This is a genomic window from Kaistia sp. 32K (assembly GCF_016629525.1).
Taxonomy (GTDB): domain Bacteria; phylum Pseudomonadota; class Alphaproteobacteria; order Rhizobiales; family Kaistiaceae; genus Kaistia.
The window spans coordinates 2581359-2606576 of sequence record NZ_AP024269.1 but is presented as its reverse complement, the minus strand read 5'-3'; the positions used below and the strand labels follow the sequence as shown (position 1 = coordinate 2606576).

Genomic DNA, 25218 nt, shown 5'->3' with positions numbered 1-25218 from the left:
CCCGACATCGCCGGAGCTTCCATGCAGACCACCAGCCAGGCCGGCCGCGACCAGCTCGCGGGCGAAGAAGGCGTCGTCACGCGCGCCTACAAGGACGTGAAGGGGATCTGGACGATCGGCGTCGGTCATACCGCCGCCGCCGGCGCGCCGATCCCGAAGGCCGGCCTGTCGATCACGCGCGACGAGGCGATGAAGATCTTCGCGACCGACCTCGCCAGATACGAAGCGCGCGTGCGCAAGGCGTTCGGCAGGGACGTGCCGTCGACCGTATTTGACGGCGCCGTCTCCTTCGACTTCAACACCGGCGCAATCGACACCGCTTCCTGGGTGCCGCTCTATCTCGCCGGCAAGGTGACGGAGGCGCGCAAGCACTTTCTTGCCTGGAACAAGCCCGCCAGCCTGCAGGCGCGACGCGGCCGCGAGGCCGCGCTCGTCTTCGACGGCACCTATTCGAAGGTTCCGATCGCGACCGGCTCGAGTGGCGCGCCGGCTTTCGACGTCAGCGCGCTGCAGCAGGACCTGATCCGGCTCGGTTTCGAACCGGGGAAGGTCGACGGCGACTACGGCGACGAGACCAAGGCCGCCGTCCGTGCCTACCAGGTGCAGCATCCGGATCTCATCGCCGACGGCGTCGCCGGTCCAGCGACCCGCGCCCAGATCGCGCGCGATATTGCGACGCTCGCCGATCCGAGCCACCCGGCCACGGCCGCCGTGAAGGCGGAAGCGCCGCTGGTGCTGACCACCGCGGCGCCGGCAGCGGCCGGCAAGGTGGTCTCGGCGCCCTCGATCGCCGGCCTCGCCGTCGGCGCGCTGGTGCTGGCCTTCGCGCAGATCGGCCATGCCCTCGACCCCATCCTGAACCTCTTCCGTTCCCTCTGGCCCTGAGGCTGTCATGCACCTGATCTTCGCCGCGGCGCTGCTCGCCGTCTTCGCTTATGTCGTCGCCGAGACCATCCTGAAATACCGCTCGACCCCGGGCACCTCGCTCTGGACCGCCTTCGAGGGCTCGATGCAGCTGCTCTGGGGCCAGATCCTCGTCGCCTCCGGCGCGCTGATCGCCTTCGCCGCGCAGATCGCCGACTACCTGAACGATCCGAGCGTCGGCGATGCCATCAAGAGCTTGGTGAAGCCGGAATATGTGCCGGTCGCCGTGCTGGTCGTGGGCATCGCGGTGCGCTGGGCGCACAGCCGCTCCAGGACCTGAGCCGGGGGCTCGCTATGCTGAAGATCCTGCAGGTGCTGCTCGGCCTCTTCTCCGGCAATGTCGCGACGGCGCTCGCCGACGCCTACAAGGCCAAGGAGGAGGCTCTGACCGATACGGCGAGGATTGCCGCCGATGAGCGCATCGCGCAGTTGCAGCAGATCGCCGACCTGCAGAAGGCCGAGGCCGGCAGCCGCGTCAATGCGATCATCCGCGGATCGATCGCGATCGGCCCGGCGCTCTATCTGGGCAAGATCTTCGTCTGGGACAAGGTTCTCGGGCTCGGCGCCACCGATCCGCTCAGCGCGGATCTCTGGGCGGTCACGCGCACGGTGCTAACCTTCTACTTCCTGCACGACACCGCGCTCGGCGTGACGCGCATCGTCGCGAGGCGAAAATCATGATCATCGTCCGGCGCGTCGCCACCGGCGTTGCGAGCCACTTCAAGGCGCGCTTCGGCGAGTGGATCTCTGCGCTGATCCTGCTGAACTGGGGCCTCGTCTTGAGCTGTCTCGGCCCGATCTTCGACCGGCCTGCCATGGCGTGGCTGGCTGAGATCGGCGGGCAGCAGCAGTGGGGCGTCGCCTGCTATTCGATCGGCCTCGCACGCACGCTCGCGCTCGTCCTGAACGGCACCTTCGCTGGCACGCCCTGGTCTCGCTTCTCGCCGCATGTCCGCGCGCTGATGTCGGTGCTGTCCTGCCTGGTGTGGACGTCGGTTTCGCTGAGCGTGCTTAGCCAGTCCGATATCTCGCAGATCGGTATCGGCCTTGCCGTCTATCCCGTGCTGGCGTTGACGGATCTCTTCAGCTGCGCCTGCGCCTCGCTCGATGCTCGAAACTCCGACGAGGTGCACAGGTATGGCCGAGCTGCCCGCTGAAGGACTGCCGGAGCTCGCCAAATGGGCTGTCACTCTGTCGGCGGCCATCGCCGGCGCGATCAGCACCGCGATGTTCTACCTCCGCCGACCGCGCAAGAGCGCCGACGCCGACGAGTTCGTCATCGAGGGCGGGGAGATCGCGGACCTGCGGCCGATCCGCGAGCTCGCCGTCTCATCCAATCGTACGGCCAAGGCGCTCGAGGACATCCGCGACATGATGAAAGCGGATCGCGAACGCGCGGAAGCGCAGATGCGAGCCGAGCTGATGGCCGAGCTGCGGCGCCTCCGGAACCACGAAGACGGTTGAAAGGGAGCGGCATGGCCCTCCGTAGATCCGACGCCATCGGCTTGGTGCTGATCCTGCTCAGCCTCGCGGTGACGGCGTTGCCGATTCTGTCCGTTCTGAGCTCGCCGGCGTTGCCGGCGCCCCGCCACTGCGGCCGTGCGTCCTGGTACGGCCGCGAAAGCGGCGGTCGCACGGCCAGCGGGGGCGCCTTCCGGCCGGGCGGCTTGTCGATTGCCATGCGCTCGCGCGATTTCGGGCGGCGCTATCGCGTCAGCCTCGACGGCCGCAGCATCCTCGTCGTGCACAACGACTTCGGGCCGGCCGCTTGGACCGGCCGGGACTTTGACCTCTCCCGCGGCGCGGCCGCGGAGCTACGCATGCTCGGCCGCGGTGTCGCGACGATCTGCGTCGATCCCATCTCCTGAACAGACGAGACCTCCATGGCCTATGTGCTCAAAGACCGGGCGCGGATGACCACCGCGACGACCGGCACCGGCGCCATTGCGCTCGGATCGGCCGTGCAACAGCCGGGCAAGGGCTACTATCAGAGCTTCGCGGCCGCCGGCGTGGCCGACGGCGACACCTTCCACTACGTGATCGAGGACGGTGCGGCCTGGGAGATCGGACTGGGCACCTATACAGCCAGCGGATCCGTGATGGCCCGCTCACTCGTTGTCTCTTCGACCGGCGCGCTTCTGAATCTGTCGGGAGCGGCGGAGGTGTTCATCTCGTTGATTGCCGACGTCGCTGGCCGCAACGTCGAGGTGCCGTTGAGCGCCAGCGCGACGGCGGCGGCCAACGCCGCGACGCTGCAGGCGGCCATCAACGCGGCCAGCAACACGACGATCTATTTGCCGGCCGGCAGGTTCGCCCTGAATTCGGTCATCTTGAAACCTGGCGTGCGCATTCAGGGCAAGGGCAAGGAGGTGACCCGGCTGCTGTGCGGCTCCGACAGCATTGTCATGCTGAGCTACACGGCCACCTCGACGCAGTTCTATTTCGCAATCCGGGACGTCGGATTCGAGGCGAATGGAAAGGCCGGGGCGCAGGCGGTCTCGATCGATGGTGGCTCGAGCGCCATTCGGATCTCCAATGTCAGCATCCGCAATATCGAGGTGTCGGGGGCGTTCGCCCAGGGGATCACCCTGCGGTTCTGCGCCAACTCCCAGATCACGGACGTATTTTCGTCGCAGGCTGTGATCGGCTTCCAGATCGACAACTGTGCCGATACCGACCTTGTCGATTGCCGGGCCCAGAACGGCACTGGCGCCGGCTTCAATATCATCGGCGGCCCCGGCGCCTTCGATGAGGGAGTGCGTTTGGTCGGGTGCTCGACCAACGGCCAGAATACCGGCCTGGTCATCACCGGACAGGAATGGGGCCTGGCCTCTGCCTGCTCATTCACGACCTGCCCGGGCGGCGCCTTGGTGGTGAACGGCGCGTCGTCGAACTGGAAGTTTTCGGCATGCGATTTCTCGACCGCCGGAACGACGCCTGCCTCGGCGAATGCAACGCTTGGCTCCGCCAGCTCGAGCTTCAGCTTCGTTGGCTGCCAGTTCGTGCTCGGCACCTTCGGCGCCATCGTGTCCGGGGCCGATCACACCTTCGCGGGCAACACATTCTTCGCCAACAACAACGTGGACTTCTATGTCGTCGATGCCACCGGCCTTTCGGTCAGCGGCAACGTCTTCCGATCGACCGCCGTGTCTTGGAGCATCCTCGAGACAGGAGCCGCCAACCAGAACGTCTTCGTCGGAAACAGGACGACGAAACTCACGACGCTGGTCGGGGCGGCATCGGTAGCGCTGGAGCACCTCGCCGGTTTCTCGCGGGTGCAGGGCGGCTTCAGCCGGGGTATCCCCGTCGTGAAGACGGCGAATTTCACGGTTGCGTCGACCGATAACTGGATCGTCTGCAACAAGGGATCCTCGACTGTCGTCACGCTACCCGATCCGTCGACCTGCCCGGGTAGGGAGATCATGCTGAAGACGATTCAGGCTTTCACGGTCGTTTCCGCTTCCGCCAACGTGGTCCCGCGCAGTGGCTCCAGTGGCGGCACCGCGATCTTGCCGGCGACGGCTGGCGCATGGTGCCTGCTGATCAGCGATAACGCGAACTGGGTGACCATGCAGGGGAGCTAGTCGGAATACGACCTGCGGTGCTGTTGCAACTCAGTTGCCGGGTCATCTTCAAGCCCGCCGAGCAAGACCCAGACAACGAAGAAGAGAACAGTCGCGCTGATCGCTCCGGCCGCGAACGCGATCGCGTACCACATGCCCATCTCCTGCTGTCAGCAGTGCACCCAGCAACATAGGACGGCCCCCGAGCGAAACAAAGGTAGCCTTATGGTGCTACCGGCGCGCGCGGAGAAAAATCGTCCGCCTTTGCTCTTGCCGCGCCAGCTTAGGAAAGCTACCCAGCCGCCAGCAGGCTCAGCGCACTGGTCATGGCAGGCATCCTGGAGAGCGTCGTAGGCGCCGGCGTTGCCCGTCGGCCCCTCTCGTGATCGTCAGTTGCTCGACGCGATCTATGCCGCTGGGGAATGGATACTCGACGTGCCGCCCATGTCCCCATTCTTCGTGCGTCCCGCACCAGGACCTGCGCCCATATCCGCACCTGTTGTCGGATCGGATGTGGGGTCAGACAGGGTACGATCGGCCAGCTTCGCCGCGACTTTCTGGTCTTTGGCGCTTAGCGCGACGGTGGCCGTGCCATCGCCCTGGTCGGCGGGCATGACGTCGTCCAGATTGTCAATTCGATCCCATTCGTCGCCGGAGTTCCAGGGCCCCCTTGCATCACCATCTCCCTGGGAGGTGTTGACATACATGCTGGCGTAGCGCTCCACGCCGGGGAGCTTGCCCGTGGGGAAGTTGTTCTCAATCGCGTAGAGCGCCTTTTCGAAGGACTTCTGGTGGGCAATTTCGCGTGTCATGAGGAAACCGAGCGCGTCCTTGATGCCGGGATCATCCGTGAGATGGATCAGGCGCTCATAGACGATTTTGGCCCGCGCTTCGGCCGCGATGTTGGAGCGCAGGTCCGCTGTCGGCTCTCCGCGCGAGTCGATATAGGAAGCCGTCCAGGGTACGCCCGCGGAATCGCAGAGCGCTGGTCCTCCCCCGAAAAGGATCGCCTCTTTCGCGGATGCGCCGCCCGAGCCGACCATGAGATAGAGCTCGGCCTCTTTCAGCTGCCCTTCGGCAAGCTGCGCCTTCAGGCCCTTGTTCAGCATGGTAACGATGGAGCCGATGATCTCGAGGTGGCTCAGCTCCTCGGTGGCAATGTCGAGCAGCATGTCCTTGCGCCCCATATCATCCTCGCCCAACCCTTGGGTGAAGTAGCGCATTGCAGCCGCGAGCTCGCCATCGGCGCCGCCGAATTGCTCCATCATCATGCATGCCAAGCGGGGATTCGGCTCGGAAACACGAACGGTATATTGCAGTCGTTTGTTGTGCATAAACATGTTGTCACTCCTGGGTATTTGCCCCCCATTTGTGAAGAGGAGGGCCCGAAACGGGCCCTCCCCAGTGAAGCGTAGATGGTCGGTTTACTTGCCGCCCGAAGACTTGCTGCCTGACGACGAGCCGCCGCTCTTGCCGCCGCTCGAACCCGACTTGGAATCGTCGTTCTTGTGACTCTGGCGTCCGGCTTCGGCGTGCTGCTCGGGGGTGCCACCCTGAGAGGACTTGCCGCCCTTGTCGTCATTCTGCTTGCTATCGCTACCGCGACCACTCTGCTGATTTGCCATTACTTTTTTCCAATTAATGTTTCTGGTTTCATTCACAGCAATTCAATTCAGTCGAGCGGCAATAGGTTGCCGATTATTTTAGCCGGATTGTCATTTTCATCTTACAGTTGCGAGAGATTACAATGCGCTTGTCTCGCAATTATTGCCGCTTGAGTTCTGTTTTTTTCTTTTGCTCAACAGCAGCTCAAATGTGCCAGATCTGTTGAGGTTCATGAGAGGGATTGGAGGCGTGAACGATGAATGGCAGCAGCGCCGGCATGCCCCCTTGCAGGGGCGATCCGGCAGCAGTCGTTCATGCGAACGGCGATGGGGCTGGTCGGACGGCTGTCACCCATGGAGCGCAGGGGCCGGTACTTCCGTCGAATGAGGGGCCGGCCTATTCGGCCAACGGATCAGCTTTGGTGCGACCGGTATCCCTGGAACTGATTCAGCGTCCGCGGGATTGGGCTACGCGTCCTCCAAGGAGGTGAGCGATGACCCACCAGCTGACACGACCGCAATGGGCTCTTCTTCATGCACTGGAAATCGACGGGCTGGACTTCGCAAGCCTCCCCAGCGATTTGGTGGCCCTCGAAGTAGACGGGCTCATCGAGCTGGTTGGATCCCAGCGATGGTCCCCGACGGAAGCGGGGCGCCTGCTTATTGCTCTTCGTCGGGAGATTTAAGCCCATCATCCGCTTCCCGGTGCCACTCCTGAACAAGTCCCATCGGTGCCCGGAAAACGGCAATCAACCCCGTCGAGAGGTAACGCTTGTCGACATCCCCTGATCCAGCCAGCCCCATGCGGATTAAGCGCGATCCAAACCCCCTATGAAGTGGCTCCCGGACAAGGGGGCCATCCTTTTCTTCCCACCTGAATTCAAGACGACTGCCATCGGCAGAACCCTCGACACGCCACGAGATATCTACCAATCCGACATCGTTGGAGAGAGAGCCGTATTTGGCGGCATTCGTCGCAAGCTCATGCAGAATCAGGGAGAGCGAGAGCGCAGCTTTAGGGCCTATGTTGATGTCAGGCCCTGCGATTGTGATGCGACCAGGCTCCGCATGAGTCCTGGCAATTTCCTCCACGATGTCCCTTATCCGCGCTGCGGACCAGGATTGTTGCAGCAAGACGTCATGGGCGGCACTGAGCGACTGGAGCCTGCCGACGAATGCTTCGACAGCATCCCGCTCCGTGACATTTTTCAGCGTCTGGCCGGCAATGGCCTGGACCATAGCCAATGTGTTCTTCAGACGATGGCTCAGCTCCTCATTGAGCACAGCCTGCTGGGCCTCTGCCCTTAGTTTCGCTATCGCCGCATAGGTTCTGTCCGCGACGCCCCATGCAAATGTCATTTCATCGCTTGTCCAGAAGCGAGGTGTGTCGTCATGGGCGAAGAGCACACCAATCAATGCGCCGGCTTCCAAAATGGGAACCTTGATGAAGGATCGGACGCCAAAAGCGGCGTAGCCCTCTGCGTCGCCGCCCAACCATGGCGCCGCCGGAACATTGGGCACTGCCAGGGTCTCTCCCAAGGCGAGGCGCTCGGCAGTGGCATTGAAAGCCGAGAGAGGATGACGGCCGCCAAAGGAAAGCTCACCATCGTTCGACCAATCAAACTCCACGACAAAAGCGTCGTTCGCGCGATCAATCGTTGCGTAGCCCGTTCGCCCGACCCCCAGTCCCTCTGCCAGCACCTCAGCGGCAATCTGTGCGGCGCCCTTGATGGTTGTGACTTCCCGCAGCTGATCTCCAAGTGACAGCAAGCACTGGGTTCGAAGATCCCTCTGCTTGGAATCGGTGACATCAAGAACGATCCCGACCATGTGGCTGATACCGCCCTGGTCGACTGTGAAACGCGCTCTCCGCGCGATCCATCTAAGGCTTTGGTCGTTGGCCCGCCTGATCCGATACTCGACATCCAGTTCCGCCGTTCCGCCGCTGCGGCTCTTGTCGTCAGAACTGACCGCGCGGTCCTCCTCGACGATGAGGCTCTCGAAAGTGGAGGCGGTATAGTTTGTCTGAACGGCGACGCCAAAAATGCGGCAGAACTCTTCAGACACGGTCATGTTCCCGGTTGGGACATCAACCTCGAATATACCAATACGACCTGCGCCCTGGGCCGATTTAAAGCGCTCCTGCTCCTGTTGAGCGAGTTCGCCAATGCGGCTCAGCTTAATCGCCTGCGCCTGTCGGCGGGCGCTCAGTCTTCTCTCCACGGCAATCTCATGCGCCTGTGCCTTGAGAAGGCGCCGTAGCTCAAGTTGGGTCATCACCTGCTGGGCAAGAACACGCAGGGTTCGCTGCTGCGTCTCGTTTAGCTGCTTGGGTTCGTAGTCAAGGACGCAAACGGTCCCGATCGGCAGTCCCTCCTGTGTCTTCAGGAGCGCCCCGGCATAGAACCTCAGGTGCGGGCTACCAGTAACCAGTGGGTTGCAATCGAAGCGAGGGTCCTTCGACGCGTCTGGCACCAGAAGAAAGTCCTCCTCCAGAATGGCCTTGGCGCAAAATGAGCTTTCAAACGGCGTCTCCCGCACCCCTAGCCCAACCTCGGCCTTGAAGAACTGCCGATGATCCGCGATCAAATTGACCACGGCTATGGGCGTGCCACATATCTCTGACGCAAGTTGTGCAATCGCATCGAATTCCGCTTCTCTGGGCGTATCGAGGACGTCATAGCTTCTGAGCGCAGCCAGTCGCCGTTCTTCATGCTCGCGCTTTTCGATGGCCGTATTGTTCATAAACGTGAAAATCTCGTCCAAATCACCAGCGGCAAACTTCGCAGAAGTTATATACCTAGCTTGGGATTTGGCGAGATTGCTTCCGCCCCAATGCCGGACAACGCATGAGTTGAAGGATGCCCGGGATCCGGATTGAGCGACCTGCGCATGCTACGGCGGAAAAGAAACGGGCCCGATCGATCGGGCCCGGTCTTAACTAGTCGTGGTGCTTGAGCTATTCCGCTCTCGATATGTCGGATGGTCTGCTGGATAGCCCTCTCTTCGCTGGAGGCTCTAGTAGCCTCCGACGATGGGCAGCACTTCCCCGGTGATGTAGCTGGAGCACTGCGGAGAGGCTAGGAACACATAGGCTGGAGCTATCTCCTCCGGCTGGGCCGGCCTCTTCATCGGTGTGTCCGAGCCGAACTCGGCCACGTCCTCGGCCGTCTTGTCAGAAGGGTTGAGCGGGGTCCAGACGGGACCGGGCGCCACGGCGTTGACGCGGATGCCCTTGGCGACGAGATTGCCCGAGAGAGCCCTGGTGAAGGCGTGAATGCCACCCTTCGTCATCGAATAGTCGACGAGGGATTTCGAACCCATCAGCCCCGTGACCGAACCCGTGTTGATGATGGCCGAGCCCGGTTTCATGTGCGGCACGGCTTCCTGGGCCATATGGAAATAGCCGTAGAGGTTGGTCTTCAGGGTCGTGTCGAAGTGCTGCTCGGTGAGGTCGGCGAATTCGGCGGAGTGCACTTGGAAAGCGGCGTTGTTGACGAGAACATCAAGCCGACCGAATTGCTTGACTGTCTGCGCCACCGCTTTTTTGCAGTCTTCCCGTCGGGCGACGTCGCCGGAGATGAGAAGGCACCGTTTGCCTTCGGCCTCGACCGCGGACTTCGTGGCCTCGGCATCGTCATGCTCGGACAGATAGAATATCGCGATGTCGGCGCCTTCCCTGGCGAACAGGACCGCAACGGCGCGTCCAATGCCGGAATCGCCTCCCGTTATCAGTGCCACGCTTGAATCGAGTTTGCCGGAGCCTGTCCAAAACGGTGCGTCATACATCGGCGCGGGATCGATCTCGCTTTCCACGCCCGGTTTGGGGTGGTGTTGCTTGGGAAAGGGTGGGGCAGGATATTCCCGAGCGCCAGCCTGCATGGCCGTCGGTTTCCTGGAGGTCTTGGCTCCGGCGTCGTCCTTATCGACCTTGCGCTGGATCTCACGCTGCTTCTTCTCGACCTTTTTCCCGGTGCTCATGGACAAGTCCTTCCCTTGGCTGCTCTCGCAAAGTCGTGCCATCGGCGACAATTCCCGCCGTCGCCCTGGGAGCTAGCGCGCCCGCCCGCCTTGGCGTCGCTGCAGCGCTTCCGTGCCGAGCGGGGTCGGCCGGTAGCAGTTTGCAAGCTGGTGTATGAGGCCCTCGCGCAGCAGGCGCTCGATCGTCTCGCCGTCCCGCAAAAGGCACTCTGACGGATTGGAGACATCGGTAAGGGTCTGCCACTCGCGATCGGTCAATGCGCGCATTTCAGCTCGCTCCCATTGGCGAGGGGCCCGAAGGCCCCTCGTTGGTATCAGACCAGGTCGTTGTTAAGTCCGACCCGATCCCTGCGGGGGAGCGGCGCGTCCGGATCGAATCTCGTCCAGCCCGCCCCCTCATAGTCGGCACGACGGCGCTCCAGATCCACAGCTCGAGCGTCCTGCAGGACGCCGCGAGCCAGCTCAACCTTATCGTCGGAGACACGGGCCGTGACCAGCGTACCGCCACGGCGGACGCCTTCCGCGTAGACGTTTGCATCCCGCTCGGGCACGCCCGAATCTGTCAGAGCACCGACGATACCCCCGGCGGCCCCGCCGACCACCGCGCCTGCGGCGGCTCCGGCCGCCGTTGCGATCAGCCAGCCGGCAGCCACGACAGGACCCACGCCGGGAATGGCAACGATGCCGAGCCCGGCCAGGAGCCCACCGAGCCCGCCGAATGCGGCGCCTAGGCCAGCACCCGCCCCGGCGTCCGACCCCACGTCCGAGGCATCGACATCGTTGTCGGCATTGGATGCGACGAGGCTGATATCATCGCGCGGGACGCCGAGGGCCTGCAGATCGCGAAGCGCGTTGGTGGCGTCAGCACGGCTGTCAAACAGTCCAGAAACGATCGTAGTCATGGGAATATCCTTTCGCCGCGAGGCTCACTTGCTGGTGACGTTGCCTTGGAAGTCGACGGCAACATTCATCACGGTTCCGCCCTTCGAAGCCTTGCCGCGCCAGATACCGTCAGCGTCCTGGACGAGCGCAGACACATCGCTGTAGCCGGCGGCTGCGATGCGATCGCGGGCCTGGCCCTCGGTGAAGCTGTTCTTGCCGGCCACAGGGGCCGCCGGGTTGGTTTTATCGCCGGCGACGGCGGGCGTAGTGGCTTCTTCAGCGAAGGCGGGAGACGCCATCGCCGCGACAAGAAGGCTGGCAAATACGAACTGTTTCATGAGCATTCCTCCAAAAATTGACATAGCTTCCCCGTCCGCGGGAAAGCCGCGCCTCTGTGTCATGTTGGGCCGACTGGTGAGCTTAAGCTCTGGCCCAAACGCTGGACTTTTCAGCGCCCCGCGTCGGCCTTGTGTCCTCCCGGAGCTGGTCGACGGTCACTCGGCAGCTGCGGCGTGGGCGTTGACGGCGGCCTCGGCCAGTTCGGTGAGCTTCTGGTCCGCGGCCTTCTCTTCTTCCAGGTTCTGCTGAAGCACGGCCGCGCAATCATCCCGGCCCAGCTGGCGAGCCCAGGCCACCAACGTGCCGTAGCGCGTCATTTCGTAGTGCTCGACCGCCTGGCCCGAGGCGATGATGGCGGCGTCGAGAACCTGCTTGTCGGCCACGTCGCCGGCAACCTCGTCGGCTTCCTTCAAGATGCCGTCGATAGCCGGGCAGTCCACTGCCTTGGCTTTGGCGCCGTGCATCTCAAAAACCTGCTCGACGCGATCGACATGGCCCTCCGTCTCGGCGAGATGGGCCGTGAGCCCCTTCTTCAATTCAGGGGCCGTGGCCTTTTCGATCATCTTCGGCAGAGCCTTCAGGATCTGCTTCTCCGCGTAATAGATGTCTTGCAGCTGATGAACGAACAGGTCGTCGAGCGTTTTGATGTCTTTGGAAAATATGCCCATTGGGGCCTCCCATGAATGGATTGATGGGGTCGTCACCGCTCATGGACGCCGAGATGTCGGTCCGTTCCGGATAGGTCGGCATTTCCTGCCGACGTGAGGGGGTGACTTGCATGTTCAACCCCTTGACCGTCGAATTCGTTCCGCAACTTCCTAATGCCATTGTGCACTGCAGCATGAGTTCCCATTATCTGCTCTCGATGCTCAAGCGCGGATGGAAACCTGATGCGGTCGATTTCGGATACGATTTCGCGGTTGGCGGCGATGAAAGTCCGCGCGGCGTCCCAGCCATCCGCTCGGGTGCCGTCACGTCTTGTTACGCTCAACGCAACAGGCTCCAATCCTGGCGGCCTTGACGCTAAGGCATTCATACCGTCCCGACCCGCCGCAAACGCCGCGCTCGTCGTCGTGCTTCACGGCTGCACCCAGACGGCCGACAGCTATGATCATGGCTCTGGATGGTCGGTCCTGGCCGAGGAGCAAGGCTTCTTTCTGCTCTTCCCGCAGCAGCGGCGCGCCAACAACCCCAATCTCTGCTTCAACTGGTTTCTTCCGGAGCATACCCAGCGCGGGCGGGGCGAAGCCCTTTCCATCCGTCAGATGATCGAAGAGATCGCGCGGGCCCACGACATCGATCGGTCCCGGGTCTTCGTCACCGGACTGTCCGCAGGGGGCGCGATGGCGGCGACGATGCTCGCTGTCTACCCCGAGGTGTTTGCGGGAGGCGCCATCATTGCGGGGCTGGCGCACGGGGTCGCCAACGGCGTTCCGGAAGCATTTGACCGAATGCGAGGACACGCCTTGCCGTCGGGATCCCGGCTCCAAGCCGCTCTTCGAAGCGCCTCAGCGCATGGCGGGCCCTGGCCGACGATCTCGATATGGCAGGGAACGGCGGATGGCACGGTCGATCCTGCCAACTCGAAGGCTCTGGTCGATCAATGGCGGGAGGTGCACGGGCTCGTCGAAGTGCCCACGGCTACGCCCATCCAGAACGGCCGCGCGACGCGGGAATGGTCCGACAAGGACGGACGCGTGAGGGTAACCCTGCACAGCGTCACAGGGATGGGACACGGCACCCCCATTGCCTCGATGGGGCCCGCCGCATATGGGCAGCCCGGTCCCTATATGTTGGACGTCGGAATCTCGTCCACCTTCGAAATCGCCGAAGAATGGGGTCTGACAGCTGGCGGTCCATTCGTTGAGCGAGAGACCACCATCGTGTCGGGTGACGAATTCGTCCTCAGCGATGCGATGCCGGAGCCGGCTCCCGCATCCGAGCGCGTGTATGCGAGCGCAGGCATGCCTTCCACCAAGGTTGGCGACATTATCGAAGCCGCTCTGAGATCCGCCGGTCTGATGAAATAGCAGGGCTCCATCGCAGCGTTGCTCGACCAGGGATGAACTCACCGCACTACGCCGGGAGCTTCCGGTTTTTTTGCCGAGCTGACATTTCTTCGAGGGCGAGCATCATCGAGAAGAACGCTTCGAGGAGACGGCCGATCGAGGCGTGGACTTGGTCGTTGATGTCGTCGGCCTCGCCACCTTGGCCCGCTCGGCCAACGCCGTGACGAGCGGTGGGCGGATCTCTATTGTCGGCGTGCTTGGCGGTTTCGAGGCGGGGGGCGAAGGGGACGTGTCCTGCAGGCTGGGTCCGCAAGAAGCTCCCGGTGTGTTCGGTAGGAGTTGGTTCGCGCGCTGACCCATCGATTACAAGCGCTGTGATCACGCTCGCAGCGGCTGCGGTGACCCCTGTCCAGTGTGCAAGCCATGCGCGCCCTCGATGCCCGCCCAGAGCGCGGTATTGGCGCTTTCGCCGGTCTTCTCCGACCGGCGATCGCCGACGCGCTGCTGCAGCGTCGGCAGGGCCGATCAGGCCCAGCATCACCCGCGGATAGCTCTCAGAGGTCGGCAACGTCGGCGCCAGGCCGCCACAACCTGTTCCAGAACGGCATCGATACGATCGACGGCGACTGGTATCTGCGCTCCGACGACCGGGTCAGGTTATTGGCGCTCGACTAAGAGGGCGGCAGAGACCGTCCTGACTCGCCGTCCGCGTGACGATCTGCTTGCCCTCCAGACGTCGGACCGAAATGTGGTGATTCGTCCTGGCCGTTTGAACCCGGTTATTGCTCGATTGCCGCCTACCCATCATCACCAGGAGATCTACATGGCCGAAGAAGCCTTCTTCGCCGACGATGCCGCCTGCGCGCACGCCATCGCGCGTCTCGGCGCGCTGATCCGCCAGCTCGGCAAGATCGAGACCGACAAGTCCCAAGCCGTCGCCGACGCCTCGAAGCGGTTCGAGGACCAGGCCACGCCGCTCGTCGACGAACGCGTCAGCCTCGCGAAACAGATCGAGGCCTACTGCGTCGCGAACCGTGCTCGCCTGACCAAGGAAGGCAAGTCCAAGACTGCGGCGTTCACCTCCGGGTCGGCCGCCTGGCGCTCCGGCCGGCAGAAGGTGCAGATCGTGCCGGAGCTCGAGGCGAAGATCCTGGCGACGCTGAAGAAGCGCGGCCATCTCGATCTGATCCGCGTCCGCGAGGACCTGCTGCTGACCGAAATCGGCAAGCCGGCTTCGAAAGACAAGATCAAGGGCATCAAGGGCATTTCGATCGTGCCGGGCGAGGAAAGCTTCTCGATCTCGCCGATCGACGCCGATCTCGTCGAGCGCACCTGAACCTCTCGGTGCGACTTGTCGGGCTTCTGCTTCAAATTCTCGGCCGGCAGGGGCCGCCGTACGCGACGATCCCGATAGACACGAAGCTTGATAGGCGGGAGCCAGCGGGGGCAGAGCGCACCGGTGGGCGCGCTCGAAAAAAAAGCCCGCCTCTTTGTGCGGGCTAGTCTCCCATGTCATCCTTCCGGGGAACGACATCGACTGCGGAGGCCGTTCCTACAAACCAACGGCCAAGGCGAGGGCCTGTTCCCCGGCGAAGCCCCAAAAAAGGAGCCCGCTTATGCAGCGAGCTCCCTCACAGCACCCCGGAGGGGGGCGGCGAAGCTAAACAGCCGTCCCATTGACCCAAACGCGCTGCTGGATCGCTGTTCCGGAGATGTTGTGCCTCGTCGTGACAGCTTCGACGAAGGCCCATTTCTGGCGCTTTTTTCACGCAGAGCGCTGCGATGCCGGTCAACATCGATCAGAGCCAGGTCGCGAAAGCCATCACGGATTGGCTGATATGGAAAAACCAGGTCCACAACCACTGATCGCCAGGCATAAAGATCAAGCAGAGCCTCGAGAGGGCGAGCAGACCGCCTGGGGTCTAGTGCGACGCTCCGATCCTCGCACTGGCTCGGGCGCGTATTGCTCGAGGCAAGACCTGTGGGCGGAGGCCGGCTTTCGCTCAGCAACGGGGAAGAGTTTGCAGGTCATCCCCGTCCGACGCACCAGAAGATAACGTCGCCCCGCCCAAGGCGGAGCGTGCATCTCCCCGAGTTTAAAATGGATGAAGACGGATTTCGCGTGGCGCCTGCCGCGCGGCCAGTCGCCGGCTATGTCGGCGGCAAGAAGCAGCTTGCCCGCCAACTGTCCGAGCGGATCGAGGCAACGCCGCATGATCTCTATGCCGAAGTGTTCGCCGGTATGGCCGGCGTGTTCTTCCGTCGGCGCCTGGCGCCGAAGGTCGAGGTGCTGAACGACATCAGCCGTGACGTCATCACCTTCTTCCGCGTCCTGCAGAACCACTACCAGGCGCTGATGGACATGCTGCGCTGGCAGTTGTCGAGCCGCGCGGAGTTCGAGCGGCTGGTCGGCCTGGATCCGGACCGGCTGACAGACCTGCAGCGCGCGGCACGTTTCCTTTACCTTCAGAAGCTCGCCTTCGGCGGCAAAGTCGCCGGCCGCACCTTCGGCATCGACCGGAGAGCCGGCGGCCGCTTCAACGCGCTGCAGCTGGCCGAAACGCTGCAGGAGGCGCATGAGCGCCTCGCAGGCGTTTGGCTGGAATGCCTGCCGTGGGACGTGTTCCTCGATCGCTGGGACCGCGCCGGCGCGCTGTTCTACCTGGACCCGCCCTATTCGGAACGGAGCACTACTATGGGCGCGACGTCTTTCCGCGCGAGCAGTTCCAGGTACTGGCGGCTCGGCTCGAGCGGATCGCCGGTCGGTTCATCTTGTCGATAAACGACTGCCCGGAGACGCGCGAGATCTTCGGCCGGTTCCGCCTCGAGGAGGCGACGGTGACCTATTCCGTGGCTGGGCACGCCGGTCAGAAGAAGGGGCAGAGCGAGCTGATCGTCTCGAATTGATGGTTGCTGGGTCATTCCCAGGCCGGCTTGGGTACGATGGACGCGGTGCTGACGATATTTTCGTTCTGACCCGGAATCCAACGTCACGCTTCTCCGCCCCCGCGATCAAGCCCTGATCAAGAGCAGGCCCGCTCGTCCTTAGGACGGGCGGGCCTGTTGTCGTTTCTGCGGGCAGGAACAGCGTTCACGGCACTGCCAGTCGCGCTGCCGTTGGTGATGCCGGTTATGCTACGGGCCGTCCTCGGATTGCTATGGCAATGGCCATGGCGTCGCGCAGTGGCACGATAGCCTTCGGGCCACAAGGCGAGAGGCAATTATGAAGCTCAGGTTCGTCGGGGAAATTCTGTACTTGGCGCCAGCGGGGCGGCCGTTGCCGAACCGACGTGGGCCCGAGTTCTGGCCGCTATGAGCGCCAGGCGGAAAACCAGACCTAGGACCGGGCGGCCGCCTTCCGATCACACAGTGATCATCGGCAACGCTGTGACCATGTGGGAGAAGCTGCTCTGGGATACGGAGGTTTTCACCGATATCCAAAGAGACTTCCCGCACGAGAAACAACCGATTTCATATGCTGCGATCAACGTCTGCATCTCAGCGTGGAGTCTTGAGAACTGGGTGGTTAAGGCCGTCGCGGAGCGCGACGGCCGATCAGCAATACCTGACTTTCGGCAGTCGCTCGACAAATGGATCCCAAACCAAGGCAAATGTGCTGACATCGCCAATACGGCGAAGCACGCCGAGCATCGAGACGATCGCTGGAAAGGCGGTAGCGTCGAGCTATTCTGGGATGACTTAGACGAAGACGCACCCTCGGCTTGGGCTCTTTATCACGTTGACGAAGACGGCAACCACGCGCTTGCCTTTGACGTCTTTTCCAGTCTCGTGAACGAGTGGTGGCAGGTGCTGGTGAACGTCGGCCTTGCAGAGGGCAAGCGCCCAACGCCGGACTGGCTGCGCATGAAATTTCAACGGATCTTTGGCAACATCCCAGTACTACCCGAGCCGCCAATCATGTGATCCATTGGACTCGGCTCACTACTTCCGACAGGGGTATTCGCCCCGACGGGTGATGCGGCGCTGCACTGATGCGCTCGGAGGCGCAGAACTCTTCCATCGCCGCCCCGCTTTCTGTCGGCGAAACGGAGCCGGCTGGTCCAGGCGCGCGCCGTATTGTCGGACCATCATCACTGCTTCGCCGCAGGAAACTTTGCTCTCGATCGTGAACAAAATGGTTCACCCATCGCGAGCCTTCGTCCCGATTTCGCCTATCCTTCGATCATTCGGCAGGACGTCGCTGCAACTCGCTCTGTCCTCCGCAGGGACGCAGAGCAGTTCGACAGCAAAATCATAGTCTTGAAGCGTCATCGGTCGCGTCTGGCGGCGGTGCGCGCCGAGAAGGTGTGCCTATTTGCTTGGGAAGTTCGAATAATCCGGGCTCCGGCGGAGCCCCTGCGAGAAGGACGGGACGCGAAAATGGCCAGCAAGGAATCGGAAGCGCTGTCGACTCTCTACAAGGGCTGGATCGATACTCTGGAGAAGAATCCGGACCTGCCGATCGACGACGTGCGACGGCTCTTCGAGCATTGGGGCGACGTTACGGGCGAGCCGGGAGGCGTCGATTATAGCGAGGTGGACGCCGGCGGCGTGCCGGCGCTCTGGGCGGTGCCGAAGGGCGCGGCGGCCGATCGCGTGCTGCAGGCGACACATGGCGGCGGCTATGTCGTCGGCTCCCCCTACAGCCACCGCAAGCTGTTCGGCCATATCGCCAAGGCCGTCGGCGTCCCCGTTCTCATCATCGATTATCGGCGTGCGCCCGAACATCTTCATCCGGCTCCGGTCGAGGATGCCGTCCGCAGCTATCAGTGGCTGCTCGGCCAGGGCTTTCGCCCCGAACATATCGGCCTGATCGGCGATTCGGCCGGCGGCGCGCTGGCCGTGACCACTCTGCTGCTGCTGCGCGAGCGGGGACTGCCGCTCCCGGCGGCAAGTGTGCCGCTGTCACCCTGGACGGACCTTCTGGTAACGGGCCAGTCGGTCGTCTCGAATCACGAGAAGGACCATTTCGTGAAGCGGCACGTGATCGACAATCTCTCCGCCACCTATCTCGGCGACGACGGCACGTCGCCCAAGCGTCGCGACCCGCTCGTCAGCCCGCTCTACGCCGATCTATCGGGGTTCCCGCCGCTTTTCATTCAGGTCGGCGGCGACGAGACGCTGCTCGACGATGCCGCGCGACTGGCAGAGGCCGCGCGCGCCGCCGGGGTCGAGGTTCGCTACGACGTCCACCCGGAACAACAGCACGTTTTCCACTTCCTCGCAGGGACCGCGCCGGAAGGCGACAAGGCGGTTCAGGACATCGCGCAGTGGCTGCGGCCACGCCTCGGCCTCGACCAGGCCGAGGAGCGCGCCGCCGCCGCGGAATAGCGCGACACCGGCCGTCCCGCCGCTGCCGGCGGGGCGGCCCTTTTTCGGGTGTCTCACGCCTCAAGCTCAAGAGGTCACAGCGGCACCGGGTCACCGACTACTTTGTCTGGCCCTTCTCTTCCCATAGCTGCCAAGTGCCCTTGTTGATCCGCTTCCGAGCGTCCTTTATTTCGGCGCCATTGGGCGCCGCGAATGCTTGGGCTGCTTCGAGCGTCGCGAAGCAAAAGCAGGAGTGCCAGACGTCGTTGAGGACGAGGTCTCGGTGTTCCGGGGCAGCGCCGAGGGCCTCTGCCTGAGCTTCCAGCTCGCGGAACCGATCGCGCAAGATTGTGGTCGGGATCGGCACATAGAACGGCCAGGTTCTATCGAAGATCACCGGCGACATCCGGCCTTTGTACCTGCTCAAGCCGCTTTCTCCGAATTGTCCGCAATCGCGGCGATCACGTCCCGTTTGACGAGGACCATATCGCATATTGGCCGCGGTGGACGCCGCGCTATGTGCCGAGGGATGCGAAGCTTTCCACCCATCTTCCTCCTTGAGCCGCCCGGGACCAACGTGGCGGTCGGCGACGTGTTGCGCGCCGCCGAATGGCTGCTTCAGCGTTGGCCGGAGGATTACATCGGCACGCCGCTACACCGTGCCGCCCAGATCGCCTGCCTGCGTGCTCTTGAAGACGAGGGCGACGCGCTGGACGTTCGGGCAGCCCTGATTGCGGCGGCCGAGGAGGCGGGAATATTCGAGGGCCATGTGCCTCCGATCAGCCGGCGCGAGCCTCGGAAGCGTCGGCGGTAGCCGCCCGCGCCCCCGTTTCGCCCGGGGGCGGCATGGGGCCAATGGCCGGCCGTCTTCAACATGAGGATGGCCGAGGTGTGATCAGCCGCTCAGCAGCTCGCGAAAGGTGGCATTCCGGGCGAGGATCTCTAGTGCCACGCGCAGGCGCCGGCCGACGTGCTCGCGGTCGGCCGCGCTCGGCGGCTCGCCGGCGGTGAGGCAGCGCCGGGTCGCCTCTTCAATCGTAAAATTGCAGCCGACAACGTCGATAAGGATCGAGGTGTCGAGCGGGCCGAGCAGGCGGTGCACCAGGTTGACGACGGCAGTTGCCGTCATGTGCTTCTCCTGGGCCTCCAGATAGCGGCGGCTCGCCGGTGCGTCGATCGTGCCTACGATGGTCGATTCTTTCGAGCGCGCCAGGCGATCGAACGCGGCCCGATAGGCAATCGCAGCACGATACGACCCTTCGCCGATCTGCCGGCGCTGGTGCATGGCAACGATCGTGTCGGCGACACGAGCCCCGGGAGTGCTCATAGTTCGCCCCGCTGATGGGAATTTGTTCCTTTATATCAGGCCTGACGCGACGACGCACTCACTTCCGCAGCAGGGAGCCGCGCCACGCATTTGTCACAGCAGCAGAGGCTGGTCAGACGAGCTGTTGCCGGTGCGATCGATCGTGATTGCGATGCGCTCCAGCCATTCGAGCTTGTGCTCAAGGGTGGGACCGGAGCCGTATTTCGGCCGATTGAACTTGTGCCCCATCAGCTCGGTCTGGACACGGTCCGGCATGTCGACCGCAGTCAGCCGATCCTGGAAGGTGTGCCGGATCGAATACAGGGAATGGTCTTCGGTCGGCAGCAGGTCGTGTCCGCGAAGGAACTTGTTGATGTTGGCGCTGAGCTGCGAAGAGCGATCCCGGTATCGAGGGAAGCCATTGGGAGCCGCCTGCAGAGCTGTCAGCGAGATTCCCACCAGCGGTATGTCTCGCTTGGAATAGGCCGTCTTGAGCTCGCGGGTGTTCGACGGCCGGATCTTCACGTGCGGCACATTGTGTTTGAGGACGATGTCAGAAGGATCGAGATTGCAGATCTCGATCGGTCGCATTCCTGTTTCGACCATGGCCTGGATGATCAGCACCGCCTCTTCGTTCAGGCCTTCGAGCTTGCGCGGATCGAGCACCATCGCGCGGAGACGGTCGATTTCGAAGGCAGGGCGCGTCTTTTGCTCGGCTTCGCTGAGGCGGAGCTTCGCGAATGGACGATCGAGCCCAAGCTTCATGAGATCGTTGAGGGTGTCGATCACCTGCGCCAGATGGCCGATATCCTTGTTGGCCGAGTTGGGCGTGTATTCCTCCTCGACGACGCGCTCGACCCACCATGATTTCAGCTGCAGCGCGTCCTGCCGGGTGATCTGCGAAACGGGCTTATCGCCGATCAGCGCGATCAGGTTGTTGATCGCTTTCAACCTCGGGGCTTTCCATCGCCGCACCTGGTCGGTCGACTTCTTGCGCACGGTGTCCTTGGTGTAGGTGTAGAACTGGTCGAGGGCTGTCGACAGGGTCAGCTCGGGTACGGCTGCCATGCCCATGAGCGCGTCCCGAGCTGGCTTCAGATCCTCCACCAGTTCGGCGACCTTCTCGTCCGCCGGGAACGCTCCCATCGCCTCCAGCCGCTCGAGGCGAGCTATGACCGATTGGACGTCCTGAACGAGCTCCGCCGCGGGTCGGTACTCGAATCCTTCCAGTCGGGCACGTTCGAGGGCTGCAAAATACCTCTCGCGAGCATTGTCGCCGCCACCTCGCTTCAGCGAATGCCAAAAGATCTCGAGCTCTTGCTCGACGACGACCTTTGCCCGCTCGGCCTTCGCGAGCTCGCGCGTTTCGAGGCTGATCTTCACGAAGACCCGCGAGTCGACGTCGGCGAAGCGTTTGGGCACCCGGCGCCAGTAGTGCCAGATGCCGCCCTCGCGCTTGACCAAATGCATGGGCATCAAGTCGCCTCGTAAACCACTTTGTTACCCGGAGGGTTACCCACCGTGGGACGCGTAGCTACTTCAAGAAGGCCATGATGGCCGCGGAAACGTTGTGTTTCCGTCAATTTTCGGGCGAACGATCAGGAAAAAATGGCGGAGAGGAAGGGATTCGAACCCTCGAGACGGTTTTAAGCCGTCTACTCCCTTAGCAGGGGAGCGCCTTCGGCCACTCGGCCACCTCTCCGCCGCTGGTGTTACCGGTAGGAACGGCGGGACACAAGCTGATTTGTGCGGTAGGGCGCCTTTTCCACATCGGCGACTTGTTCCGCTTTCGGTCGTTCGCGGTGCCGGAGAGGCCGGAAATGGCGGAGGGCCGCTTGCGCTCGCCGGGCCTCACGGCGGCTTCGTTTGAAGTGCCGCGTACGCAGGGTGGCAAGCGGATGCTGAAAGTCCCGGTGAGAGCGGCAACCTCGGCTCTTGCATCTCGTTCCCGGCATCGCGAGTCAGGCCGTCGCCATCCCGTTACCAGGGATACGCATCCGCGAAGGCCGCAGGCCCTCTCCGCGGCTCAGACTTCGCCCGCGCCGGTCTTGCCGGCGGAGAGCCAGTCGAGCGGGGCTTCGAAATTGCCGACCAGTCCGGTTTCGAGAAACTGCAGCCGGGCGCGGCCGGCGCCGATCAGGCCGCCGCTGATCAGCCGGGAGCCGAAGCCATGCCGCTTCGGCGGGCAGGCCGGCGGGCCGTTCCGCTCGGTCCAGCTCAGATGCAGGATCGCGTTGCCGCCTTCGCCCTGCGTGACCCAGCGGATCTCGACCCCGCCCTCGGGGACCGACATCGCCCCATGCTTGATGGCGTTCGTTGCCATCTCGTGCAGCATCAGCGAGATCGACAGCACCGCCTTCGGTCCGACGACCACGTCGGGGCCGGCGAAGTCGAACCGTTCCGCGCCGACATGGTGCTTCAGGACATTTTCCATGACCGCGCGCAGCGGCGCCGATTCCCAGCTCTGCCGGAGCAGGATCTCATGCGCCGAACTCAAGGCCATCAGCCGCTCGGTGAACGCGTTGAGCGAATCCTCGTCCACGACCTCGCGCAGCGTCTGGCGCGCGATCGCCTGGACGATGGCCTGCGTGTTCTTCATGCGATGGCCGAGCTCGGCGTTCAGCACGCGCAGCCGCGCCTCCGCCTCCACCTTGCCCGTCGTCTCGATCACCGTGTCCATGAAACCGGCGATCTCGCCGTTCTCGTCGAGGAGGGGCGTATAGGAGAAGGTAAAGTAGGTCTGCTCGGGAAAGTCGTTGCGCGAGACGACGAGGGGAAAATCCTCGACGAAGGTCGCTTCGCCCGCGAAGGCTCTTTCGGCGATCGGGCCGATCGTTTCCCAAGCCTCGCTCCAGATCGTCCGGAAGGACCGGCCGATCGATACGGGTTTCTTGCCGAGGATCGGGACGAACGCGTCATTGTAGATCGCGATCATCTCCTTGCCCCAGACCAGGCATTTGGGGAAGGGGGAGGCCAAGACCAGCCCGACCACGGTGCGCAGCGATTGCGGCCAGGTTTGCGGGGATCCCAGCGGGCTGTCGCCCCAGTCGTAGGCGCGGACGACGCGCCCCATCTCGCCGCCACCCCGCAGGAAGTGCAGCGCATCGTTCGGCCCGGCGGGCGCAATCAGGGTCTGTCCGGAGCCGAGGGCCCCGTCGAGTTCAGCTTTGGCCGACATTTCTCTGTTTCGTCCCTGACGCGCCCGGCTTGTCGTAAGCCGTCAGAAAGCGCCTTACCGAACGGGCGTCGGGTCCATCATAGGACGAGGTCGCCCATATACCAAACGCTGCGGAAGCGGATGCAGCGCCTGATATCCCGGCAAGGCATTTCTGCGAGCGATCGCCTCAGGAAAGCGCGTCACGCTCGTTCTGAAGGGTGGCGAGCTGCTGCTCGAGCTCGGCGATGCGGTCGGCCATCCGGCTTTCGCTGGCGGCGCCCGACGCGGCGGCGGCCTGTTCCGTCACCGTCCGCATGGCTTCTCGTACGCTCGCAATGCGCTCGTCGAGCTCGATCAGCAGTTTGGGATCGGCCATTTCGGTTCTCCTGAACGGGCTGGGAATCAACGGTATCAGCCTGGATTGGTTCAAAGCCTAGCGACGCGCAGCGGCCCTGTCACCGGCGGTCGCGCGAAAGTCCCTTCTCCTGCAACTCCGACAGGTAGGCCGCCCAGAGTCGCTCCTGGTCGCGGCCGAGTTCTGCCAGGTAGGTCCAGGTGAAAAGTCCCGTGTCGTGGCCATCGTCGAAGACGAGACGGACCGCGTAATTGCCGACCGGGCTGATCGCCTGGATCGCCACGTCGCGCTTGCCGGGCACGGTCTGCTTCTGCGCCTTGCTGTGGCCCTGCACCTCCGCCGAAGGGCTGGTCACGCGGAGATATTCTGCCGGCAGGGCGTAGCGCGCGCCGTCTTCGAAAGTGACCGTCAGCAGGCGCTTGTCGGGCGAGAGGCGGATCTCGGTCGGCCAGGGCGCGGCGGTGGCGGAATCCGGGGCTGCGGGCGTGGTCATGATGGTCTCCGGCGGCCAATCGGCCATGCGAAATCAAATAGCGGGCATCGCGGCGATGTCCCGATTCGGCCGGCGTCCTTTGAAAACACCCGGCGTCTCGTCTACATAGCAGAGATGGTCGCTCCTGGTCGGAATAGGGTGGCCCGAGGACCGTGCATGAACCAGATCGTGCCGATGGTGGCCGAGACGAAGCCGATGATCGATCCGTTCGGGCGGTCGATCACCTATCTCCGCGTCTCGGTGACGGACCGATGCGATTTCCGCTGCGTCTATTGCATGGCCGAGGACATGACCTTCCTGCCGAAGCGGGACGTGCTGTCGCTCGAGGAACTGGACCGGCTGTGCAGCGCCTTCATCGCCAAGGGCGTGCGTCGCCTGCGCCTGACCGGTGGCGAGCCGCTCGTCCGCCGCAACATCCTGTCGCTGATCCGCTCGCTCGGCCGGCATATCGACAGCGGCCAGCTCGACGAACTGACGCTCACCACCAATGGCTCGCAACTCCATCGCTTCGCCGGCGAGCTGGTGGAGGCCGGCGTGCGCCGTATCAACGTGTCGATGGATACGCTCGATCCCGCCCGTTTCCGCGCGATCACGCGCTGGGGCGATCTCGGCAAGGTGATGGAAGGGCTGGACGCCGCGCAGGCCGCCGGCCTCAAGGTGAAGATCAACGCCGTCGCGCTTAAGGACGTCAACGAGCATGAGATCGACGACCTGATCCGCTTCGCGCATGGTCGCGGCATGGACCTGACCTTGATCGAGACGATGCCGCTCGGCGAGGTCGACGTCGACCGGACCGAGCAATATCTGCCGCTTTCGACCGTGCGGGCGCGTCTCGAAGAGACATGGACGCTGAACGAGATCCCGTACAAGACCGGCGGCCCCGCGCGCTATGTCGAAATCGCGGAGACCGGCGGCCGGCTCGGCTTCATCACGCCGCTGACGCATAATTTCTGCGAGAGCTGCAACCGCGTCCGCGTCACCTGCACCGGCACGCTGTTCATGTGCCTCGGCCAGGAGGATGCGACGGACCTGCGCGCGCCGCTTCGCGCCTCCGAGCACAATGCGCTGCTTTCGGCGGCGATCGACGAGGCGATCACCCGCAAGCCGAAGGGGCATGATTTCATCATCGATCGCGAGCACCGCCGCCCCGCCGTCGGCCGGCACATGAGCATGACGGGCGGCTGATGCCGTAGCGCCCCGGTCCGGATTTGCTGCGATGCAGCGGGCGTTTTACGTTCGACGGACCCTGCTTTTCTTGCGTTCCATGTATTGATCGAGTGAAAGCGCCGCGACGC

31 protein-coding genes and 1 tRNA gene are annotated in these 25218 nt (G+C 63.4%); 16 read left to right on the top strand and 16 right to left on the bottom strand.

All coding sequences use genetic code 11. The annotated features are described in order from the left end of the window. Nucleotides 1-21 precede the first annotated feature (21 nt). The 7 genes from K32_RS11835 to K32_RS11805 are packed head-to-tail and all read left to right on the top strand — an operon-like array spanning nt 22 to nt 4508. Complete coding sequence (locus K32_RS11835; protein ID WP_201404189.1) at nt 22-885, top strand: glycoside hydrolase family protein; 864 nt, start codon at nt 22-24, stop codon at nt 883-885. Between the two features lie 7 nt (nt 886-892). Next, nucleotides 893-1204, top strand: a complete 312-nt coding sequence (locus tag K32_RS11830; protein ID WP_201404188.1) for a hypothetical protein — start codon at nt 893-895, stop codon at nt 1202-1204. 14 nt (nt 1205-1218) lie between these two features. Next, a complete protein-coding gene (locus K32_RS11825) occupies nt 1219-1605 on the top strand; it encodes a hypothetical protein (protein WP_201404187.1) in 387 nt (128 codons plus the stop codon). Then, on the top strand, nt 1602-2081 hold the full coding sequence (locus K32_RS11820; protein WP_201404186.1) for a hypothetical protein: 480 nt from the start codon (nt 1602-1604) through the stop codon (nt 2079-2081). Before K32_RS11825 ends, K32_RS11820 begins: the two co-directional genes overlap by 4 nt. Beyond that, entirely contained in the window at nt 2062-2388 is a 327-nt protein-coding gene (locus K32_RS11815) for a hypothetical protein (protein ID WP_201404185.1), read from the top strand. The genes K32_RS11820 and K32_RS11815 overlap by 20 nt, the downstream gene beginning before the upstream one ends. A 44-nt stretch (nt 2389-2432) precedes the next feature. Continuing rightward, nucleotides 2433-2792 (top strand): septal ring lytic transglycosylase RlpA family protein, encoded by a 360-nt coding sequence (locus K32_RS11810; RefSeq protein ID WP_244669988.1) that lies wholly within the window; start codon nt 2433-2435, stop codon nt 2790-2792. A 15-nt stretch (nt 2793-2807) separates the two neighbouring features. Further along, on the top strand, nt 2808-4508 hold the full coding sequence (locus tag K32_RS11805; protein ID WP_201404183.1) for a right-handed parallel beta-helix repeat-containing protein: 1701 nt from the start codon (nt 2808-2810) through the stop codon (nt 4506-4508). On the opposite strand, the gene K32_RS11800 is transcribed toward K32_RS11805, so the two are convergent. From K32_RS11800 to K32_RS11760, 9 genes are all read right to left on the bottom strand, one after another. Then, nucleotides 4505-4642, bottom strand: a complete 138-nt coding sequence (locus tag K32_RS11800) for a hypothetical protein (RefSeq protein ID WP_201404182.1) — start codon at nt 4640-4642, stop codon at nt 4505-4507. The genes K32_RS11805 and K32_RS11800 overlap by 4 nt on opposite strands. 252 nt (nt 4643-4894) lie before the next feature. Beyond that, a complete protein-coding gene (locus K32_RS11795) occupies nt 4895-5827 on the bottom strand; it encodes a manganese catalase family protein (protein WP_201404181.1) in 933 nt (310 codons plus the stop codon). A gap of 84 nt (nt 5828-5911) precedes the next feature. Continuing rightward, a complete protein-coding gene (locus K32_RS11790) occupies nt 5912-6112 on the bottom strand; it encodes a hypothetical protein (RefSeq protein WP_201404666.1) in 201 nt (66 codons plus the stop codon). Between the two features lie 639 nt (nt 6113-6751). Continuing rightward, nucleotides 6752-8836 (bottom strand): GAF domain-containing protein, encoded by a 2085-nt coding sequence (locus K32_RS11785; protein ID WP_201404180.1) that lies wholly within the window; start codon nt 8834-8836, stop codon nt 6752-6754. A gap of 273 nt (nt 8837-9109) precedes the next feature. Next, a complete protein-coding gene (locus tag K32_RS11780; RefSeq protein ID WP_201404179.1) occupies nt 9110-10072 on the bottom strand; it encodes an SDR family oxidoreductase in 963 nt (320 codons plus the stop codon). Between the two features lie 72 nt (nt 10073-10144). Further along, a complete protein-coding gene (locus K32_RS11775) occupies nt 10145-10339 on the bottom strand; it encodes a hypothetical protein (RefSeq protein WP_201404178.1) in 195 nt (64 codons plus the stop codon). A gap of 47 nt (nt 10340-10386) precedes the next feature. Beyond that, nucleotides 10387-10974, bottom strand: coding sequence for a hypothetical protein (locus K32_RS11770; RefSeq protein ID WP_201404177.1), 588 nt, complete (start codon nt 10972-10974; stop codon nt 10387-10389). Nucleotides 10975-10998: 24 nt separating this feature from the next. Further along, a complete protein-coding gene (locus tag K32_RS11765; RefSeq protein ID WP_201404176.1) occupies nt 10999-11292 on the bottom strand; it encodes a hypothetical protein in 294 nt (97 codons plus the stop codon). 156 nt (nt 11293-11448) lie between these two features. Beyond that, nucleotides 11449-11961 (bottom strand): ferritin-like domain-containing protein, encoded by a 513-nt coding sequence (locus K32_RS11760; RefSeq protein ID WP_201404175.1) that lies wholly within the window; start codon nt 11959-11961, stop codon nt 11449-11451. 222 nt (nt 11962-12183) lie between these two features. Here K32_RS11760 and K32_RS11755 point away from each other — a divergent pair, with 222 nt between their 5' ends. The 7 genes from K32_RS11755 to K32_RS11730 all read left to right on the top strand — a co-directional run bounded on the left by K32_RS11755 (nt 12184) and on the right by K32_RS11730 (nt 18633). Beyond that, the gene (locus tag K32_RS11755) at nt 12184-13323 is read left to right on the top strand and encodes a PHB depolymerase family esterase (protein WP_201404174.1); all 1140 of its coding nucleotides are present in this window, start codon (nt 12184-12186) and stop codon (nt 13321-13323) included. 402 nt (nt 13324-13725) lie between these two features. Then, on the top strand, nt 13726-13977 hold the full coding sequence (locus K32_RS11750) for a hypothetical protein (protein ID WP_201404173.1): 252 nt from the start codon (nt 13726-13728) through the stop codon (nt 13975-13977). A 148-nt stretch (nt 13978-14125) separates the two neighbouring features. After that, nucleotides 14126-14638, top strand: a complete 513-nt coding sequence (locus K32_RS11745) for a host-nuclease inhibitor Gam family protein (RefSeq protein ID WP_201404172.1) — start codon at nt 14126-14128, stop codon at nt 14636-14638. A gap of 765 nt (nt 14639-15403) precedes the next feature. Continuing rightward, nucleotides 15404-16084 carry a DNA adenine methylase gene (locus K32_RS11740; RefSeq protein ID WP_371813016.1) on the top strand — a complete coding sequence of 227 codons (681 nt, stop codon included), beginning with the start codon at nt 15404-15406 and terminating at the stop codon, nt 16082-16084. Then, nucleotides 16075-16209 carry a hypothetical protein gene (locus K32_RS25075; RefSeq protein ID WP_371813015.1) on the top strand — a complete coding sequence of 45 codons (135 nt, stop codon included), beginning with the start codon at nt 16075-16077 and terminating at the stop codon, nt 16207-16209. Before K32_RS11740 ends, K32_RS25075 begins: the two co-directional genes overlap by 10 nt. Nucleotides 16210-16671: 462 nt before the next feature. Next, complete coding sequence (locus tag K32_RS11735) at nt 16672-17226, top strand: hypothetical protein (protein ID WP_244669944.1); 555 nt, start codon at nt 16672-16674, stop codon at nt 17224-17226. Nucleotides 17227-17682: 456 nt separating this feature from the next. After that, the gene (locus K32_RS11730) at nt 17683-18633 is read left to right on the top strand and encodes an alpha/beta hydrolase (protein ID WP_201404171.1); all 951 of its coding nucleotides are present in this window, start codon (nt 17683-17685) and stop codon (nt 18631-18633) included. 97 nt (nt 18634-18730) lie between these two features. On the opposite strand, the gene K32_RS11725 is transcribed toward K32_RS11730, so the two are convergent. Next, the gene (locus tag K32_RS11725; RefSeq protein WP_201404170.1) at nt 18731-19039 is read right to left on the bottom strand and encodes a hypothetical protein; all 309 of its coding nucleotides are present in this window, start codon (nt 19037-19039) and stop codon (nt 18731-18733) included. A gap of 90 nt (nt 19040-19129) precedes the next feature. On the opposite strand from K32_RS11725, the gene K32_RS25070 reads away from it, so the two are divergent. Continuing rightward, on the top strand, nt 19130-19426 hold the full coding sequence (locus K32_RS25070) for a DUF982 domain-containing protein (protein ID WP_371813014.1): 297 nt from the start codon (nt 19130-19132) through the stop codon (nt 19424-19426). An 81-nt stretch (nt 19427-19507) separates the two neighbouring features. On the opposite strand, the gene K32_RS11715 is transcribed toward K32_RS25070, so the two are convergent. The 6 genes from K32_RS11715 to K32_RS11690 all read right to left on the bottom strand — a co-directional run bounded on the left by K32_RS11715 (nt 19508) and on the right by K32_RS11690 (nt 23923). Then, nucleotides 19508-19939, bottom strand: coding sequence for a hypothetical protein (locus tag K32_RS11715; protein ID WP_201404168.1), 432 nt, complete (start codon nt 19937-19939; stop codon nt 19508-19510). A 93-nt stretch (nt 19940-20032) separates the two neighbouring features. Further along, nucleotides 20033-21394 carry a DUF6538 domain-containing protein gene (locus K32_RS11710; protein WP_201404167.1) on the bottom strand — a complete coding sequence of 454 codons (1362 nt, stop codon included), beginning with the start codon at nt 21392-21394 and terminating at the stop codon, nt 20033-20035. A gap of 133 nt (nt 21395-21527) precedes the next feature. Beyond that, nucleotides 21528-21620, bottom strand: a tRNA-Ser gene (locus tag K32_RS11705). A 324-nt stretch (nt 21621-21944) separates the two neighbouring features. Continuing rightward, nucleotides 21945-23096 (bottom strand): sensor histidine kinase, encoded by a 1152-nt coding sequence (locus K32_RS11700; RefSeq protein ID WP_201404166.1) that lies wholly within the window; start codon nt 23094-23096, stop codon nt 21945-21947. A 166-nt stretch (nt 23097-23262) separates the two neighbouring features. Beyond that, entirely contained in the window at nt 23263-23451 is a 189-nt protein-coding gene (locus K32_RS11695; RefSeq protein WP_201404165.1) for a hypothetical protein, read from the bottom strand. Between the two features lie 79 nt (nt 23452-23530). After that, nucleotides 23531-23923 carry a gamma-butyrobetaine hydroxylase-like domain-containing protein gene (locus K32_RS11690; protein WP_201404164.1) on the bottom strand — a complete coding sequence of 131 codons (393 nt, stop codon included), beginning with the start codon at nt 23921-23923 and terminating at the stop codon, nt 23531-23533. Nucleotides 23924-24079: 156 nt separating this feature from the next. On the opposite strand from K32_RS11690, the gene moaA reads away from it, so the two are divergent. Further along, nucleotides 24080-25108: a GTP 3',8-cyclase MoaA gene (gene moaA, locus K32_RS11685; protein WP_201404163.1), complete on the top strand. Its 1029-nt coding sequence runs from the start codon at nt 24080-24082 to the stop codon at nt 25106-25108. Nucleotides 25109-25218: the final 110 nt, after the last annotated feature.

Coding starts and splice junctions, on each gene's coding strand:
- K32_RS11765 (WP_201404176.1), bottom strand. CDS start 11,292: ATGAAACAGTTCGTATTTGCCAGCCTTCTTGTCGCGGCGATGGCGTCT.
- K32_RS11835 (WP_201404189.1), top strand. CDS start 22: ATGCAGACCACCAGCCAGGCCGGCCGCGACCAGCTCGCGGGCGAAGAA.
- K32_RS11825 (WP_201404187.1), top strand. CDS start 1,219: ATGCTGAAGATCCTGCAGGTGCTGCTCGGCCTCTTCTCCGGCAATGTC.
- K32_RS11700 (WP_201404166.1), bottom strand. CDS start 23,096: ATGTCGGCCAAAGCTGAACTCGACGGGGCCCTCGGCTCCGGACAGACC.
- K32_RS25070 (WP_371813014.1), top strand. CDS start 19,130: ATGTGCCGAGGGATGCGAAGCTTTCCACCCATCTTCCTCCTTGAGCCG.
- K32_RS11830 (WP_201404188.1), top strand. CDS start 893: ATGCACCTGATCTTCGCCGCGGCGCTGCTCGCCGTCTTCGCTTATGTC.
- K32_RS11730 (WP_201404171.1), top strand. CDS start 17,683: ATGGCCAGCAAGGAATCGGAAGCGCTGTCGACTCTCTACAAGGGCTGG.
- K32_RS11790 (WP_201404666.1), bottom strand. CDS start 6,112: ATGGCAAATCAGCAGAGTGGTCGCGGTAGCGATAGCAAGCAGAATGAC.
- K32_RS11780 (WP_201404179.1), bottom strand. CDS start 10,072: ATGAGCACCGGGAAAAAGGTCGAGAAGAAGCAGCGTGAGATCCAGCGC.
- moaA (WP_201404163.1), top strand. CDS start 24,080: ATGAACCAGATCGTGCCGATGGTGGCCGAGACGAAGCCGATGATCGAT.
- K32_RS11800 (WP_201404182.1), bottom strand. CDS start 4,642: ATGTGGTACGCGATCGCGTTCGCGGCCGGAGCGATCAGCGCGACTGTT.
- K32_RS11750 (WP_201404173.1), top strand. CDS start 13,726: ATGCGCGCCCTCGATGCCCGCCCAGAGCGCGGTATTGGCGCTTTCGCC.
- K32_RS11740 (WP_371813016.1), top strand. CDS start 15,404: ATGGATGAAGACGGATTTCGCGTGGCGCCTGCCGCGCGGCCAGTCGCC.
- K32_RS11755 (WP_201404174.1), top strand. CDS start 12,184: ATGCGGTCGATTTCGGATACGATTTCGCGGTTGGCGGCGATGAAAGTC.
- K32_RS11775 (WP_201404178.1), bottom strand. CDS start 10,339: ATGCGCGCATTGACCGATCGCGAGTGGCAGACCCTTACCGATGTCTCC.
- K32_RS11695 (WP_201404165.1), bottom strand. CDS start 23,451: ATGGCCGATCCCAAACTGCTGATCGAGCTCGACGAGCGCATTGCGAGC.
- K32_RS11805 (WP_201404183.1), top strand. CDS start 2,808: ATGGCCTATGTGCTCAAAGACCGGGCGCGGATGACCACCGCGACGACC.
- K32_RS11815 (WP_201404185.1), top strand. CDS start 2,062: ATGGCCGAGCTGCCCGCTGAAGGACTGCCGGAGCTCGCCAAATGGGCT.
- K32_RS11715 (WP_201404168.1), bottom strand. CDS start 19,939: ATGAGCACTCCCGGGGCTCGTGTCGCCGACACGATCGTTGCCATGCAC.
- K32_RS11795 (WP_201404181.1), bottom strand. CDS start 5,827: ATGTTTATGCACAACAAACGACTGCAATATACCGTTCGTGTTTCCGAG.
- K32_RS11820 (WP_201404186.1), top strand. CDS start 1,602: ATGATCATCGTCCGGCGCGTCGCCACCGGCGTTGCGAGCCACTTCAAG.
- K32_RS11760 (WP_201404175.1), bottom strand. CDS start 11,961: ATGGGCATATTTTCCAAAGACATCAAAACGCTCGACGACCTGTTCGTT.
- K32_RS11745 (WP_201404172.1), top strand. CDS start 14,126: ATGGCCGAAGAAGCCTTCTTCGCCGACGATGCCGCCTGCGCGCACGCC.
- K32_RS11690 (WP_201404164.1), bottom strand. CDS start 23,923: ATGACCACGCCCGCAGCCCCGGATTCCGCCACCGCCGCGCCCTGGCCG.
- K32_RS11710 (WP_201404167.1), bottom strand. CDS start 21,394: ATGCCCATGCATTTGGTCAAGCGCGAGGGCGGCATCTGGCACTACTGG.
- K32_RS11770 (WP_201404177.1), bottom strand. CDS start 10,974: ATGACTACGATCGTTTCTGGACTGTTTGACAGCCGTGCTGACGCCACC.
- K32_RS11785 (WP_201404180.1), bottom strand. CDS start 8,836: ATGAACAATACGGCCATCGAAAAGCGCGAGCATGAAGAACGGCGACTG.